The organism is Embleya sp. NPDC127516 (assembly GCF_044765325.1).
In the GTDB taxonomy this organism is placed as follows: domain Bacteria; phylum Actinomycetota; class Actinomycetes; order Streptomycetales; family Streptomycetaceae; genus Embleya.
The window spans coordinates 268,748-284,445 of record NZ_JBIWJT010000005.1; the positions used below are offsets into that span (position 1 = coordinate 268,748).

The 15,698-nt window shown below is 71.6% G+C and carries 15 protein-coding genes; 8 read left to right on the top strand and 7 right to left on the bottom strand.

The window, feature by feature from the left end; translation table 11 throughout:
• Positions 1–9 precede the first annotated feature (9 nt).
• Positions 10–654: a sulfite oxidase-like oxidoreductase gene (locus ACIRL2_RS11875; RefSeq protein ID WP_395862375.1), complete on the bottom strand. Its 645-nt coding sequence runs from the start codon at positions 652–654 to the stop codon at positions 10–12.
• A 256-nt stretch (positions 655–910) separates the two neighbouring features.
• Here ACIRL2_RS11875 and bfr point away from each other — a divergent pair, with 256 nt between their 5' ends.
• Positions 911–1,393 (top strand): bacterioferritin, encoded by a 483-nt coding sequence (gene bfr / locus ACIRL2_RS11880; protein ID WP_395862373.1) that lies wholly within the window; start codon positions 911–913, stop codon positions 1,391–1,393.
• A 144-nt stretch (positions 1,394–1,537) separates the two neighbouring features.
• Positions 1,538–1,849 (top strand): bacterioferritin-associated ferredoxin, encoded by a 312-nt coding sequence (locus ACIRL2_RS11885; protein WP_395862793.1) that lies wholly within the window; start codon positions 1,538–1,540, stop codon positions 1,847–1,849.
• A 14-nt stretch (positions 1,850–1,863) separates the two neighbouring features.
• On the opposite strand, the gene ACIRL2_RS11890 is transcribed toward ACIRL2_RS11885, so the two are convergent.
• Together ACIRL2_RS11890 and ACIRL2_RS11895 are read right to left on the bottom strand one after the other, a co-directional pair.
• Positions 1,864–2,889: a threonine aldolase family protein gene (locus ACIRL2_RS11890; RefSeq protein ID WP_395862370.1), complete on the bottom strand. Its 1,026-nt coding sequence runs from the start codon at positions 2,887–2,889 to the stop codon at positions 1,864–1,866.
• A gap of 78 nt (positions 2,890–2,967) precedes the next feature.
• Positions 2,968–4,302, bottom strand: coding sequence for a class II 3-deoxy-7-phosphoheptulonate synthase (locus ACIRL2_RS11895; RefSeq protein ID WP_395862368.1), 1,335 nt, complete (start codon positions 4,300–4,302; stop codon positions 2,968–2,970).
• 295 nt (positions 4,303–4,597) lie between these two features.
• Here ACIRL2_RS11895 and ACIRL2_RS11900 point away from each other — a divergent pair, with 295 nt between their 5' ends.
• The 4 genes from ACIRL2_RS11900 (at position 4,598) to ACIRL2_RS11915 (ending at position 9,760) form a co-directional block, all read left to right on the top strand.
• A complete protein-coding gene (locus tag ACIRL2_RS11900) occupies positions 4,598–6,460 on the top strand; it encodes an anthranilate synthase family protein (RefSeq protein ID WP_402231780.1) in 1,863 nt (620 codons plus the stop codon).
• A 406-nt stretch (positions 6,461–6,866) separates the two neighbouring features.
• Positions 6,867–7,760, top strand: coding sequence for a phosphotransferase (locus ACIRL2_RS11905; RefSeq protein ID WP_402231781.1), 894 nt, complete (start codon positions 6,867–6,869; stop codon positions 7,758–7,760).
• A gap of 53 nt (positions 7,761–7,813) precedes the next feature.
• Positions 7,814–8,263 carry a nitroreductase family deazaflavin-dependent oxidoreductase gene (locus ACIRL2_RS11910; protein ID WP_395862363.1) on the top strand — a complete coding sequence of 150 codons (450 nt, stop codon included), beginning with the start codon at positions 7,814–7,816 and terminating at the stop codon, positions 8,261–8,263.
• Positions 8,264–8,491: 228 nt separating this feature from the next.
• Positions 8,492–9,760 carry a hypothetical protein gene (locus ACIRL2_RS11915; RefSeq protein WP_402231783.1) on the top strand — a complete coding sequence of 423 codons (1,269 nt, stop codon included), beginning with the start codon at positions 8,492–8,494 and terminating at the stop codon, positions 9,758–9,760.
• A 98-nt stretch (positions 9,761–9,858) separates the two neighbouring features.
• Here the strand turns inward: ACIRL2_RS11915 and ACIRL2_RS11920 are convergent, their stop codons facing one another.
• From ACIRL2_RS11920 to ACIRL2_RS11935, 4 genes are all read right to left on the bottom strand, one after another.
• Entirely contained in the window at positions 9,859–10,884 is a 1,026-nt protein-coding gene (locus tag ACIRL2_RS11920) for a 6-phosphofructokinase (RefSeq protein ID WP_395862360.1), read from the bottom strand.
• A 137-nt stretch (positions 10,885–11,021) separates the two neighbouring features.
• Positions 11,022–11,726 carry a response regulator gene (locus ACIRL2_RS11925; RefSeq protein WP_395862358.1) on the bottom strand — a complete coding sequence of 235 codons (705 nt, stop codon included), beginning with the start codon at positions 11,724–11,726 and terminating at the stop codon, positions 11,022–11,024.
• Positions 11,723–12,871 (bottom strand): MacS family sensor histidine kinase, encoded by a 1,149-nt coding sequence (macS, locus tag ACIRL2_RS11930; protein ID WP_395862356.1) that lies wholly within the window; start codon positions 12,869–12,871, stop codon positions 11,723–11,725. The genes ACIRL2_RS11925 and macS overlap by 4 nt, the downstream gene beginning before the upstream one ends.
• Positions 12,872–12,903: 32 nt before the next feature.
• Positions 12,904–13,698 carry a lysophospholipid acyltransferase family protein gene (locus ACIRL2_RS11935; protein WP_395862354.1) on the bottom strand — a complete coding sequence of 265 codons (795 nt, stop codon included), beginning with the start codon at positions 13,696–13,698 and terminating at the stop codon, positions 12,904–12,906.
• Positions 13,699–14,070: 372 nt separating this feature from the next.
• Between ACIRL2_RS11935 and ACIRL2_RS11940 the strand changes: the two genes are divergently transcribed.
• Positions 14,071–14,850 carry an alpha/beta hydrolase gene (locus ACIRL2_RS11940; protein WP_395862352.1) on the top strand — a complete coding sequence of 260 codons (780 nt, stop codon included), beginning with the start codon at positions 14,071–14,073 and terminating at the stop codon, positions 14,848–14,850.
• 7 nt (positions 14,851–14,857) lie between these two features.
• The gene (locus ACIRL2_RS11945; RefSeq protein WP_395862350.1) at positions 14,858–15,682 is read left to right on the top strand and encodes a hypothetical protein; all 825 of its coding nucleotides are present in this window, start codon (positions 14,858–14,860) and stop codon (positions 15,680–15,682) included.
• The last annotated feature ends 16 nt before the right edge of the window (positions 15,683–15,698 follow it).

Genomic DNA, 15,698 nt, shown 5'->3' on the forward strand with positions numbered 1-15,698 from the left:
GGGCACCGCTCAGGTCAGCGCGGGGCCCTCGCCGCTCTCCTCCTGGTAGGAGTAGCGCTGCTCCCGCCACGGGTCACCGATGTTGTGGTAGCCCCGCTCCTCCCAGAAGCCGCGCTTGTCGGCCACCATGTACTCGATCCCGCGCACCCACTTGGGGCCCTTCCAGGCGTACAGGTGCGGCACGATCAGCCGGACCGGGAACCCGTGCTCGGCGGTGAGCGGCTCGCCGTTGTGATGGGTGGCCAGGATGGTCTGGTCGTTCGCGAAGTCGAACATGCGCAGGTTGGAGCTGAAGCCGTACTCCGCCCACACCATCGCGTGGGTGACCTCCGGCGCCGGCGGGGCGATCTCCAGGAGCTTGGCGACGGTCAGCCCGCTCCACTCGTTGCCGAGCATGCTGAACTTGGTCACGCAGTGGAAGTCGGCGACGACGGTGTCGTGCGGCAGCGCCGAGAACTCGTCGTAGTTCCAGCAGTGCTTGTCCCCCGAGGCGGTCGCGCCGAAGACGCGGAAGTCCCATATCTCGGGCTTGAACCGAGGGACCGGTCCGTAGTGCAGAACGGGCCATCCGCGCTGGATTCGCTGGCCCGGCGGAAGTCGCGGATCGCGGTCCGGAGCCTCGGTTCCACCTTGTGCCGCTTCCGTATGCCCCATACCTCACATGGTCCCAGACGCCCCGACCAACTCACGACCGCCCCCGCGCGCCCCGGACCCCGCGCGCGGCACCCGATCCGGTCCTGGGCCCGGGAATCCCGGGCCGACCGACCCTGGTGGGACATGTTCGACATTGCAAGGCAAGGCTGCCCTTCGTGGCGGATGAGCTACCAAAAGTGACAGGATTCGAGGGAAAACCGCCTCATGCGCGCTCGGGGTTCCCCCGTGTCCCACCCACACCGGAAGGTGCGTCGCGATGCACAGTGACCCGCAGATCATCGAGCTCCTGAACGAACAGCTCACGGCGGAGCTCACCGCGATCAACCAGTACTTCCTGCACGCGAAGATGCAGGAGCACCGGGGCTACATCAAGCTCGCGGCCTGGACCCGCCACGAGTCCATCGACGAGATGAAGCACGCCGAGAAGCTCACCGACCGCATCCTGATGCTCGAGGGACTGCCGAACTACCAGCGACTGAACGCGCTGCGCATCGGCCAGAACCTGGAGGAGATGTTCCGCGCCGACCTGGCGGTGGAGATGGAGGCCGTCGAGCGGCTGCGGCGCGGAATCCCGTTGATGCGCGAGAAGGGCGACGTGACCTCGGCCAACATCTTCGAGGAGATCCTGGCCGACGAGGAAGAGCACGTCGACTACCTGGAGACGCAGCTCGCCCTGCTCTCGGAGGTGGGCGAGCAGCTCTACATCGCGGGCCTGCTCAAGCAGCCGAACGAGAGCTGACCGGCGGCTCGGGACATTCCCGGATGCGATCGGGCAACCGCTCGGATTGTGTTACCGATCACCCGGTATTCCCCCCGGCGAACGCTGAGGTTACCCTTACCTAAGTAGCCTCGCCGCTGGGGGGAAATCTCCGTGTACGTCTGCATGTGTTTCGGTGTCACCGACAAACAGGTGAACGACCGGATTGCCGATGGCGCGCGCACCATGCGTGAGATAGCCCAGTCCTGCGGCGGTGCCGGCACCGACTGCGGGCGTTGCGTCAAGAGCATCACCGCGATGTTGCCGCGTGACGAGTCGCGCCGCCGCCGGCGCGAATTGTGCGGCGAGACCGAGACGTGCGCGACCCCCTGCGGGACCGCCCCGGCCCCAGAGCCGGTCCCGCTGCCGATGCCCGCGGTCGCCGCGTCGGCGCTGCCCGACAACGTGGTCCCGCTGCGCCGGCACTCCGCCGCCTGACCGGCGCCCCCTGATCAGCCCTTCGCCGCCTGCGCGATCGCCGTCGCGGCACGCGCGCAACCGGCCGCGTCCACGTCCATGTGCGTGACCAGCCTGATCAGCCGAGGCCCGAACGGCGACACCAGTACACCCTCCACACGGCAGCGCTCCGCCACCGCTGCCGCGTCCGGCTGCCCCTCCCCCAGTTCGACCAGCACGATGTTGGTCTCCGGGTCGGGCACCGCGAAGCCCGCGTCGCGCAGCAGATCGGCCAACCCCCGCGCGTGCTCGTGGTCCTCGGCCAGCCGCTCGACGTGGTGCTCGAGCGCGTACAGGCCGCCCGCCGCGAGGATGCCCGCCTGGCGCAGCCCGCCGCCCATCCGGTGCCGCATCCGACGCGCCTCGGCCTCGTACTCGGCGGGCAGCAGCAGCACCGAGCCGGCCGGCGCGCCCAGCCCCTTGGACAGACACACGCTGAGCGTGTCGAACAGCGCGCCGTAGGCCCGCAGCGGCGTACCGGTCGCCACGTGCGCGTTCCAGATCCGCGCTCCGTCGCAGTGCAGCGGCAGCTCGTACCCGTGCACCAGGTCGCGGATCGCGGTCAACCGCTCCAGCGGGTACACCGAGCCGCCGCCCCGGTTGTGCGTCTGCTCGACCGCGACCATGCGGGTGCCGACGGTGTACGCGTTGTCCACCCGGATCAGCCGGGCCAGGTCGGCGACCTCCAGCAGACCGCGCGGGCTGAGCGTGGTCCGGGTCTGCACACCGCCGTGCCAGGCCGCCGCGGCGTCCTCGTGCGCGACGATGTGCGCGTCGGCGTCCAGGACGAGTTCGCCACCCGGCGGCACGGCCAGCCGCACGGCGAGCTGGTTGGCCATCACCCCGGTCGGGGCGAACAGCGCGAAGGAGTGCCCGAACAGGTCGGCGACGTACTCCTCCAGCGCCCGCACGGTCGGGTCCTCGGCGTAGACGTCGTCGCCGACCTCGGCGTTGGCCATCGCCGCGCGCATCGCGGGGCCGGGCTTGGTGACGGTGTCGCTGCGCAGGTCCGTGAAGGTCATACCGGCAGCATTACAGACGCGCCGAAGGGCGGACCCGGGGAGGGTCCGCCCTTCGGCGATCGTGGTGATCGCGCGCGGTCAGCTCTTGCGGTACATCTCCGCGACCAGGAACGCCAGGTCGAGCGACTGGCTGCGGTTCAGCCGCGGGTCGCACGCCGTCTCGTAGCGCTGGTGCAGGTCGTCGACGAAGATCTCGTCGCCGCCGCCCACGCACTCGGTGACGTCGTCACCGGTGAGCTCGACGTGGATGCCGCCCGGGTGGGTACCGAGCGCCCGGTGCACCTCGAAGAAGCCCTTGACCTCGTCGAGGACGTCGTCGAAGCGGCGGGTCTTGTGTCCGCTGGACGCCTCGAACGTGTTGCCGTGCATCGGGTCGGACACCCACACCGGGTGGGCGCCGGCCGCGGCCACCTTCTCCACCAGGGCCGGGAGGTTGTCCCGGACCTTGCCCGCGCCCATCCGGACGATGAAGGTCAGTCGGCCCGGCTCGCGGTTCGGGTCCAGCTTGTCGATCAGCGCGAGCGCGTCCTCGGGCGAGGTGGTCGGGCCGAGCTTGACGCCGATCGGGTTGCGGATCCGGGAGGCGAATTCGACGTGCGCGCCGTCGAGCTGCCGGGTCCGCTCGCCGATCCAGACCATGTGGCCGGAGACGTCGTACAGGTCGCCGGTGCGCGAGTCCACCCGGGTCAGCGCGTCCTCGTAGTCCAGGATCAGCGCCTCGTGGCTGGCGTAGAACTCCACGGTGCGGAATTCCTCGGGGTCGGTCCCGCACGCGTGCATGAACCGCATCGCGCCGTCGATCTCGGCCGCGAGCCGCTCGTAGCGCTCGCCCGAGGGCGAGAGCGCGACGAAGTCCTGGTTCCACGCGTGCACCTGGCGCAGGTCCGCGTAACCGCCCGTGGTGAACGCGCGGACCAGGTTCAGCGTCGCGGAGGACGAGTGGTACATGCGCTTGAGCCGCTCGGGGTCCGGCGTGCGCGCGGCCTCGGTGAAGGCCAGCTCGTTGACCGCGTCGCCCCGGTAGGACGGCAGGGTCACCCCGTCGCGGGTCTCCATGCCGCTGGAGCGCGGCTTGGAGTACTGACCGGCCATCCGGCCGACCTTGACCACCGGCACCGAGGCCGCGTAGGTCAGCACGACGGCCATCTGGAGCAGGGTCTTGAGCTTGTTCTTGATCGCGTCGGCGGTGTTGCCGGCGAAGGTCTCCGCGCAGTCGCCGCCCTGGAGCAGGAACGCTTCGCCCTTCGCCACCGACGCGAGCCGACCACGAAGCTGGTCGCACTCGCCGGCGAAGACGAGCGGCGGATAGGAACGGAGGTCCGCGAGGGCGGAGCCCAGGGCCTCGTTGTCCGGCCACTCGGGCTGTTGGGCCGCCGGGAGGGTACGCCAGGATTCGATGTCGTTCAGGGTCACCGCTCAAGACTAAGCGGAGAGGCAACCCGATTGAGTCCACCGCCCGGAGAGCGAGACGCCGACTCCGCCCGCCCGATATGGTGAGGCCGTGATCGCGATCAATCTCCATCGGAGCTCCTGGTGGCCCGTCCCTGCGGCGGCCCACTGACTTCGCGATCACCTTGACGATCCGACGGCCGCCCGGCAGGGCGGCCCTTTGTTTTTCCCGGACCGGGCGGACCTCCGCCCCGGCCGGGGCGGACAACCGGCGGATCGCCCGGTCGGGAGGGCGTCTCTTCCCCACCGAGGAGCACCCATGCGCACCGCCGACGCCCTGTCCCCGCTGTTCCGCGACGCCCCACCGCCCTTCGCGCTGATCCGGCGCGAACACTCGGCCGAGGTCGAACTGCTCACCGGCGAGATCGTCGACGTCCGAGACCTCGACGACCTGCCGCTGCCGGCCGCCGGCGGACCCGGCCACGAACTGCTCGCCCTGGTGCCCTACGCGCAGATCCGCGAGCGCGGGTTCGAGCATCACCAGGACGGCACACCGCTGCGCTGCCTGAAGGTCACCGAGCAGCGCCTGCTGCCCCTGGACGAGGTGCTGGCGGCGTTGCCGCAGGTGCCGGTCGAACTGCGCGGCGGCGACTTCGACGTGGACGACGAGACGTACGCCACCATCGTCAAGCGGGTGATCGAGGACGAGATCGGCCGCGGCGAGGGCGCCAACTTCGTCATCCGGCGCGACTACCGCGATCACATCGAGGGGTACACGCCGGCCGCCGCGGGCACCCTGCTGCACCGGCTGCTGACCCGGGAGAGCGGCGCGTACTGGACCTACCTGATCCACACCGGTGACCTCACCCTGGTCGGCGCCAGCCCGGAGCGGCACGTCAGCTCGGTGGGCGGCGAGGTGGTGATGAACCCGATCAGCGGGACCTACCGGCACCCGGCCGAGGGGCCCTCCCGCGAGGGGCTGATGGCGTTCCTGCGCGATCCCAAGGAGATCGACGAGCTGTTCATGGTCGTCGACGAGGAACTCAAGATGATGAGCGCGGTCTGCGACCTCGGCGGCGCGGTCGAGGGCCCGTTCCTCAAGCCGATGGGCCACCTCACGCACACCGAGTACCTGCTGCGCGGGATCACCTCGCACGACGTCGCCGCGGTGCTGCGCGGCACCATGTTCGCGCCGACGGTGACCGGGAGCCCGCTGGAGAACGCGTGCCGGGTGATCCGCCGACACGAGCCGACCGGGCGCGGCTACTACTCCGGAGTGCTCGCGCTGATCGGGCGCGACGACCAGGGGCGGCGCACGCTGGACGCGCCGATCCTGATCCGGACCGCGTACATCACCCCCGACGGCGGCCTGCGGGTGCCCGCCGGCGCCACGCTGGTCCGGCACTCCAGGCCCGAGGACGAGGTCGCCGAGACGCACGCCAAGGCGGCCGGGGTGCTGGCCGCGCTCGGTGTGGTGCCGGCCGCCGAGCGGACGGCGGGCCCGGCGCTCGCGGCCGATCCCGAGGTGGCCGCGCTGTTGGCCGCGCGCAACACCGCGCTCGCGCCATTCTGGCTCCGGCCACGGGACGAGAGCGCGCTGCGCGCCCCGGAACTGGCCGGCCGCCGGGTGCTGGTGGTGGACGGCGAGGACACCTTCACCGCGATGCTCGCGCACGTGCTGCGCACCCTCGGCCTGCACGTGGAGCTGCGCTCGTACGACGACGTCACCTCGCGTCGGGTGCGCGCCGCGGAACTGGTCGTGCTCGGCCCGGGTCCGGGCGACCCCAGGGACACCGCGCACCGCAAGATCCGGCTGATGGGCGCGCTGCTGCGCACCCGCCTGGACGCGGGCGGACCGCTGCTCGCGGTCTGCCTGGGCCATCAGCTCCTGGCGCACGAGCTGGGTCTGGACCTGGTCCGCAAGCCGCGGCCGTATCAGGGCAAGCAGGTCGAGATCGACCTGTTCGGTCGGCCGGAGCGGGTCGGCTTCTACAACGCGTTCGCGGCCGTGCGGACGGCCGGCGTCGTACCCAACGTCGAGTTCGCCGCGGACCCGGAGAGCGGACAGGTGCACGCGCTGCGGTCGAGCCGGATGCGGCTCGCGGGCGTGCAGTTCCACCCGGAGTCGGTGCTCACCCACAACGGCCTGGGCATCGTGCGGGAGTTGCTCGCCGGGCTGTGAGGTCCGCCGCGCGTGCGCGCACGCACCCGCCCGAGGCGCCCGGCCCGCGACGGCCGGGCGCACGGGGGACGCGGCCGAACCCGGCGGTCGAAAATGGTCCCAGGCGATCCGAGGCGATTCGAGGCGATATGAGGCGATCGGTCCCAGGCGCGCCCGCGGGGGTCGCCAACCGGCCGCACCGGCCCCTTCGTCGCACCGGCGTGCGACCATAATCGCGTTGCTCGCCGCGGTACGACGGAGGATGCTCGACCCCGTTCGTTGACCGGTTTTCCAGTGGAGGGGGTTCCCGTGGGCTCCGATTGTCCGCCGCACGACCCCGTCGACTGGAGCGGTCGCAAACGTTGCCGCAAATGCGGAGTGACCTTCGGCGGGCCGCGCCCGCTGCCACCGTCACCACCGGAAGCCGATGGCTGATCCGCCGCTTCCGCCGCCGAACTTCCATACGGCGCCGCGTACCCTGTGGGACGAGCTGCCCACGGACGCGCGCGCCGCGGTCGAGCGGTGTGCGGGACGCGTGCTGGCCGTCGCCACCGTGTGGGCCGGATTCAACTGCGAGTTCGCCGCGATCGTGACCACCGAGCACTCCCGCTACTTCGTCAAGGGCGTCCCGCGCGATCACCCGGCGGTGTCGCAACAGCGCGTCGAGGCCCGGATCGCGCCGCACGTGGGCGCCGTGTCGCCGAGGTTGCGCTGGGAGATCCGGCTCGACGACTGGGTACTCCTGGGCTTCGACCACATCATCGGCCGACACGCCGACTTCGCACCGGGCACGGCGGATCTGCCGCTCGTCGCGGACGCGTTGCGCCGACTCGGCCGGGTCGCCGTCCGCGATCTGCCGCTGCCGCGGATCGAGGAGCGCTGGCGTCCGCTGCTCACCAGTCGTCAGCTCGAACTCCTGCGCGGCGAGAGCTTGTTGCATACCGATCTGCACCCGCACAACGTGTTGATCAACGATCGCGGCCCCCGGGCCTACCTGGTCGACTGGGCCCAGCCCGCCCGGGGCCCCGCCTGGATCGAGGTCACCTTGGTGGCCAGCCGGCTGATGGACGAGGGGCACACGGCCGAACAGGCGGCCTCCTGGGCGGATCGGTTCGCCTGCTGGCGCACGGTCTCCCGGGAGGCGATGGAGACCTTCGTGTTCGCCGCCACCAACCAGTGCTCGCGCGGGATCGGCGCCGCCCACGCGGCCCCGTGGAACGCCCGGTTGACCGCGCTGGCCGAGGCCCGCGCGGCCCGCGCCCACCTGCGGGCCTGCCCACCGCGCACAACCCGCTCCCCCGCCCACCGCACGGCGGAGTGACTCGAATCCCCCGAACCACCCGAACCCACGCGCACTCACCCTCGGAGGTACGAATGCCCGAACTCGACGCAACGACCAGTCCCCGCAAGTGGGTTGCCGACCAGGCCCGGCGCTACGAGGAATCCGGCGGCACCAAGGGCATCACGATGCAAGGCGCGCCGTGCCTGCTCCTGGACACGCTGGGCCGCAAGAGCGGCGTCTGGCGCCGCACCGTGCTGATCTACGGGCGCGACGGCGAGGACTACCTGATCGTGGCCTCGCTCGGCGGCTCGGACCACCACCCGCTGTGGTACCTGAACCTGACCGCCGAACCCCGAGTCCGCCTGCGAGTGGCCACCGAGCGCTTCGCCGCCACCGCCGAGACGCTGACCCCCGCCGAGAAGGCGCGGGTGTGGCCGGGTCTGGTCGAGGTGTTCGCGCCCTACGCGGGGTACCAGGACAAGACCCGGCGGGACATCCCGGTGATCCGGCTGCGCCGCGCGGACGATCCGCACGGCTCCTGAGCGGCGGCTTGGGCGTCGGGAACCGACGGCCGGCCCGCATCGCTATATCGGTGTGGCCCGGCCCGTACCGCCCGGTAGGCTCCGGCCGTTCGAACCTACGGTCGAGCAAGCTCCTTCCTACGACGGGTACCCCGCATGCGCCTGCGCCGCTGTCTCGCCTCGACGGCCCTCCTCGTGCTTCTCGGGTCGCCGACCGGGCACGCGGCGCCGGTCCCCGATCCCACGCCCGTGGCGGAACCGCCGATCGGGCAGGTGGTCGAGGTGCGCGGAATGCCGGACCGGATCCGACCCGCGACTCCCGTCGAACTCACCGCGAGCGCGCGCAACTTTGGCGAGGTCCCGCTGCTGCTGGAACCGCGGGTGGAGATCATCGGCGCCACCGGGCACCTGGCCCCCGACCAGGTGCGCCTGGAGATACCGGATCCGGTGCACGCGGGCTGGACCCCGACCCCACTGGACCCGCAGGGCGGCGCACGACTGCCCTTCCCGGGTCCGGGCGCGATCGACGCGACCTCCGGTCGCCTGGCGCCCGGTGCCTCGGTCGAGTTCCGGGTGCGCTTCACCATCGCCGCGAACGTGCCCGCGCAGTTCGTGCAGGTGCTGGTGGGCGGCCGACCCGTGTCCCCGGGCACCGGCGACGAACCGCGCTTCGTGAGCGGCTACATCGCCGACTCCGCGCTGCTGGGACCGGACGGGGCCATGCCCACGCGTCCGCCGGATCCCGGTGGGACCCGCTCCCCGTCGGTGCCGGACGCGGGCACGGAGCACCTCGGCGGCACCGCCAAGGTGGTGCCGACCGCGCGGCGCTCCGACGGGCCGACGTTCGACCTGGTGGGCGTGCCCGGTTGGCTGCGCGCGGGCGCCGGCGCCGCCGAGTTCCGGGTCACCTTCGGCAACGACACCGACCGGATCATCCCCGCGGTGCGTCCGGAACTGGTGTTCACCAGCGGCCAGTCCCCGATCACGCCGCAGCAGTTGGTGGTCGAGGCGTACGACGACCACGACCGGGGCTGGTTCCCGGTGCCGCTCGCGGTGCTCACCGACCCCGCCAACGGACGCGACGCGCACCTGGTCGGCGAGTTGACGCCCAAACCGTGGGACGGCCGCCGGCCGCTGCCGCCGGGCGAGCTCACCGCGATCACGGTGCGCGTGTCGATCCCGACCGGCTCGCCGGTGGCGGGCGGCGACCTCGCGGTGCTGGTCGGCGGCGGCGCCCCGGAGGGAACCGACCGCGCACTCGCCTCGCGCAGCGACTTCCGGGTGTTCCACGTGCCCAACGCCGGGGTGCCGCCCCGCCCGCCCAAGCTGCGCCCGGAACTGCCGCCGACCGCCCCGGACTCGGCGGCCGGGCAGCGTGAGGAGGACGAGGACGACACCTCCACCCTCGCCACCGTCGCGATCTGGGTCATCCTGGCCGGCGTCGGGGCGACGATCGTGTACTTCGCCCGCAGGAACCGCCGGCAAGGCGCCGGAATCGAGCCCGATCCCGGCGCCTGACCGAACCCGCCCGTCGCGCGCCCCGCGCGACGGGCGGGCGGTGGTAGGCCGTGGTTCGCGAAGGATCCGCGAAGAACCCGCGGTGGTTCGGCGACGGATCAGCCGAACAACACCTTCGCCTCCTCGTACAGGGCCGGCGGCACGGTCTTGAGCTCGCGGGTCGCCGCCTCCAGCGGCACGGTCACCACGTCCGTCCCGCGCAGCGCGACCATCTTGCCCCAGTCCCCCGCGTTCACCGCGTCGATCGCGTGGAAGCCGAACCGGGTGGCCAACCACCGGTCGAACGCCGTGGGAGTGCCGCCGCGCTGCACGTGGCCGAGCACCGTGGTGCGCGCCTCGTGACCGGTGCGCTTTTCGATCTCCGAGGCCAGCCAGTCGCCGATGCCGGACAGCTTGACGTGGCCGAACGCGTCCAGCGTCTGGTCCTTGGTGACCATCTGACCGGCCAGCGGGATGGCACCCTCGGCGACCACGATGATCGGCGCGTAGTTGGTGCGGAACCGGCTGTCCACCCAGGCGCAGACCTCTTCGACGTCGAAGTTCTGCTCCGGGATCAGGATCACGTTCGCGCCGCCGGCCATCCCGGAGTGGATCGCGATCCAGCCCGCGTGCCGGCCCATCACCTCGACGATCAGCACCCGGCGGTGCGACTCGGCGGTGGTGTGCAGTCGGTCGATCGCCTCGGTGGCGATGTTGACCGCGGTGTCGAAGCCGAACGTGTAGTCGGTCGCGTTCAGGTCGTTGTCGATGGTCTTGGGCACACCGACGACCTTGACGTCGTGCTCGTGCAGGCGGGTCGCGACGCCGAGGGTGTCCTCGCCGCCGATCGCCACGAGCGCGTCCACCTCGAGCTTGGCCAGGTTCTCCCGGATCCGCTCGATGCCACGATCGACCTTGATCGGGTTGGTCCGGGACGAGCCCAGGATGGTCCCGCCGCGCGGCAGGATGCCGCGTACGGCCTTGATGTCGAGCGCCATGACGTCGCCCTCGAGCGGCCCGCGCCACCCGTCCCGAAAGCCGATGAAGTCGTACCCGTAGTCCTGGACGCCCTTGCGGACGACCGCCCGGATCACCGCGTTCAGGCCCGGGCAGTCGCCGCCGCCGGTCAGTACTCCGACACGCATCGAAATCTCCGATTTCTTCCGTCCGGTACGATTCGCGGCCCACGCTACCGGTGCGAGAAGCCACCTCGACTCTTCCCACCACCCGTTCGAGGTACCCGACTTGATCGGATCGAGCAGACCCGGATCCACACCGACGCCTAGTCGTCCAGACCCTTCTCGATGGCATAGCGCACGAGTTCCACCCGGTTGTGCAACTGCAGCTTGTTCAAGGTGTTCTGTACGTGGTTCTGCACCGTGCGATGGGACAGGAACAGGCGCTGGGCGATCTGCTTGTAGGACAGGCCCTTGGCGACCATCCGCAGCACCTCGGTCTCGCGGTCGGTCAGCCGCGGCGCGGCCGGGCCGCCGGTCGCGTCCTTGCGCGGCGGGTCGGTGGCCATCCGGCGGAACTCGCCGAGCACCAGACCGGCCAGCCCGGGGGTGAACACCGGATCCCCGACCGCGGTCCGACCCACCGCGTCCACCAGTTCCTCGCGGCTCGCCGACTTGACCAGGTATCCGGTCGCGCCCGCCTTGACCGCCTCCAGCACGTCCTCCTGCTCACCGCTGGCGGACAACACCAGGATCCGCACCGACGGGTCGTGCCGGACCAGTTCGCGCGCCACCTCGACGCCGGGCAGCTTGGGCAGGTGCAGGTCCAGGATCACCACGTTCGGCGAGGTGGCCCGGGCCCGCCGGACCGCCTCGGGGCCGTCGCCGGCGGTGGCGACCACGTCGTGGCCCGCCGCCGCGAGGTCGCGGGCCACCGCCTCGCGCCACATCGGGTGATCATCGACGACCAGGACCTTCAGCGGCGTCGGGGCCGGCTCGGTCCCCGGTGTGGGTGTACTCGTCTCGCTCATCCGCTCCCCTGCCTCGGCACCCGGAACTCCAACTCGGTGCCTTCTCCCGTCACCGACGACCACACCACACTGCCGCCGAGATCCCGCACCCGGCCCTCGATCGACTGGGCCACGCCCAACCGGCCCTGGGCCCGGGCCGCCTCCAACCGGCCCGGAGCCATCCCCGAACCGTCGTCCCGGACGCTGACCACGATCTCGTCCGGCTCGTCCTCCACCAGGATCCACGCGTTGGCCTGCTCACCGGCGTGCCGGCGCACGTTGTCCAGCGCCGCCGCGACGGCCGCGGTCACCTCGCGCGCCGCCGGGGTCGGCAGCAATACCGGCGTACCCGGCGAGGACACCGTCACGCGCGCGCCGGCGAAGCCGCCCAGCAGCACCCGCAGATCCTGCCGGGCCGGGTCGCCGTCCTCCCCGGATCCGGGCAGGTCGGCCGACTCGACCCGGGCGGGCGTCGCGGAGATCAACTGCCGCAGCGCCACCTCCTGCTCACCGGCCAACTTGCCCAGGCCCGCGGCGTCCCCGCCGATCTCCGCCCCGCGCCGTTGCACCAGCGCGAGCACCTGGAGCACGCTGTCGTGGATGTCCCGGGCCAATCGCTCGCGTTCGCGCGTGGCCGCCTCCAGTTGCAGCGCGCGGGTCAACGCCTGTTCGCTCACCCGGGCGATCTCCACGACGTAGCCGACCGCGCCGCCCGCGAGCAGCAACAGCACGATGTTGTGCTGGTTGTCGGCGGTGAGCGCGCTGCGTTCGAAGATGTCGGCGGCGCCTATCGTCAGCGCCGCCGCCGAACCGGTCCGCCAACCGCCCTTGATCGCGCACGCCAGCACCGGTGCCGAGGCCCACACCGTGGGCAGCGTCATCGTGCCCTGGGCGATCCGCTCCGGATCGTCCAGCCACCGGGTCGCGACCAGGCACCCGACGGCCACGCACAGGTCCAGGATCAGCAGCGGAGGTTCGCGGAAGGCGGGCTTGCGGAAGCCGTACGCGGTCACCGCCGTCCAGACCACGAGCAGCGCCATCACGGCCCACCCGCCGACCGGGTGCCGATACTCGTCCGCGACCTGGGCGTACCGCACGACCGCGTAGACGAGGGCGAGCGTGCGAAAGACCGTGAGCGCGCGCCACAGCGACTGCTCGACCCCCACGTGAACCCCCAGGTGTGCCGGGTGCCGCCCGGTCAGGCGGCGGGTCGGCCGGAACCGCCCGAGTCGTCGTTCGGGGTCGGCGCGGCGTCCGGGCCGGCGGCGTCCGTCGGGTCCGCCGGCTTGTCGGCCGCCTTGGACGCCTGCTTGCGCGCCTCGTCGATCCGCTTCTTGGCGTCGGCCGCGTACATGTCCACGTACTCCTGGCCGGACAACTCCATCAGCGCGTACATGATCTCGTCGGTGATCGCGCGCAGGATGAAGCGGTCGTCCTCCATGCCCTCGTAACGGGAGAAGTCCAGCGGCTCGCCGACCCTGATGCCCACCCGCATCACCTTGGGCACGATCTTGCCGGGCGGCTGGATCTTCTCGGTGTCGATCATCGCCACCGGGATCACCGGGGCGTGCGACTCCAGCGCGAGCCGGGCGATCCCGGTCTTGCCCCGGTACAGCCGACCGTCCGGCGAACGGGTGCCCTCGGGGTAGATGCCGAACAGGTGGTCCTCGCGCAGCACCTTGAGGCCGGCGTCGAGCGCGGCCTCACTGGCGCGACCACCGCTGCGGTCCACCGGGAGTTGGCCCACGCCCTTGAAGAACGCGGCGGTGAGCCGGCCCTTGACCCCGCGGCCGGTGAAGTAGTCCGACTTCGCCAGGAAGGTGATCCGGCGCGGGACCACGACGGGCAGGAAGAACGAGTCCGAGAACGAGAGATGGTTGCTCGCCAGAATCGCCGGGCCCCGGTCCGGGATGTGCTCCTCACCCTCCACCCAGGGGCGGAAGAAGAGCCTCAACACGGGGCCGACGATGATCTTCATCAGCCGGTAGAACAACCCTGACCTCCTCCTCGGGACAGGACGAACCCTAGAGCATGCCCCCGGGCCGGGACCCGTGTACGGCCCGGTCGGGCAAACCGCCCGACCGGGCCCGGGAACCCGCCCCGGGCCGCTCGCGGTGGATCCTCGGCCGGGTTGTGCGGGCCGCCTCCCGGGCCGGCCGCCGGCCACACGGCGCCGCTGTACGCATCGCGCACCCCCGTGGGACGATTCCGAGGTGTCCAGGTGTTAGGGGGTAAGAGGCGGAACCACTCGCCTGTCGACCCCGTTATGGAACCTGTATCGCCGTCGTCCACCGGTCGCCACAACCTCGTGGTGCCCACCCGGCCGGCTGGTCCCGCCAAGCCCGTCACCCGAAGGAGCCCGTTGGTGTCGATCCTGCCCGGTGCCGAGCCCCACCACCACGACGGCGGTCCCGTGGGCGTCCTGCTCTGCCACGGCTTCACCGGCACACCGCAGTCGCTGCGACCGTGGGCGGAACACCTGGCCGCGGCCGGGCTGAGCGTGTCGCTGCCGCTGCTGCCCGGTCACGGCACCCGCTGGCAGGACATGAACCTGACCACATGGCAGGACTGGTACGCGACCGTGGACCGCGCGTTCGACCGACTGCGCGAGCGCTGCGACACGGTGTTCGTGATGGGCCTGTCGATGGGCGGCGGCCTGGCCCTGCGGCTGGCCCAGCAGCACGGCGACAAGGTGGCCGGCCTCGTGCTGGTCAACCCGTCCGTGCAGGCCGACGATCCGAAGATCAAGCTGCTGCCGGTATTGCGCCACGTCATATCATCGGCGCCCGGCATCGCGTCGGACATCCGCAAGGAGGGCTCGGTCGAGCTCGCCTACCCGCGCACGCCGGTCAAGGCGGCCTATTCGCTGTCCCGCTTCTGGCGCGTGGTCTCCGCCGATCTGCCGCAGGTCACCCAGCCGGTGCTGCTCCTGCACAGTCCGCACGACCACGTGGTCTCGCCGGCCAACTCCGAGACGGTGCTGGCCAGGATTTCCTCCACGGACGTCACCGACGTCCTGCTCAACGACAGTTATCACGTGGCGACGCTCGACCACGACGCGGAACGGATCTTCGCATCCAGCCTGGAGTTCGTACACCGGCTCGCGCCGGACGCGCGAGCCCCGGAGACGGCCGAGAGGGACTGAACGAACGGTGCGCGGACGTGGCAACGGACTCGACGCGGAGTCCTTCAAGCCCCTGACCGACCTCGATCCCGAGGCGGCGGACGTGATGCTGGTCGCCCTGCGGGACGCGGGGGTCGCGGCATACGTCTCGACGTTGGAACCCCGGGATCCGGACGAGGAGCCCGAGGAGATCGAGCGCCTGTGGGTGGACGCGACGGCGACGTCGCGGGCCCGGGCGATCCTGCGCTCGCTGACCGAGCCGTCCTCGCCCCGGACCCGGGCCAAGGAGGCGGCGACCGGACCGGCGGACATCCCGCAGGTGGATCCGCCGCGCGCGGAAGGCGCCGAGCGGGGCGAACCCGACGCGCCCGCCGACCGGCCGGGCGACGACGAGGTGTGGGCGCAGATCGTCGCGTCCTTCGACAACGACGTGGCCGACCCGGTCCCGCGCTGGCCGGTGGCCGAGGACCTGGGCGGCGAGCGGTCGGACCGGGACGAGCCGGGCGAGGGATCGTTCAAGGTCGGGCTGCCCGCGGCCGCGGGACCGCGCGACTACTCGCTGGCGCCGCCCGGGCCGCCGGTGATCGACGAGTTGCACGAGGACCCGGAGGAGCACTTCGTGCCGCCTCCTCCGCCGCCGCTGCCCAAGACCGACGCGGCCACCAAGATCGCCTGGATCGCGCTGGTGGGCGGTCCGCTGTATCTGCTCGTGTCGGTGCTGCTCGGCCGCGCGGTCGGACCGTGGACCTCGTTCGCCGCGTTCGCCGCGTTCACCGGCGGATTCGTCGCGTTGGTGGCACGGATGCGACGAGATCGGGACGAGGACGACCCGGACGATGGCGCCGTGGTCTGATTCGACCTCATGTGCC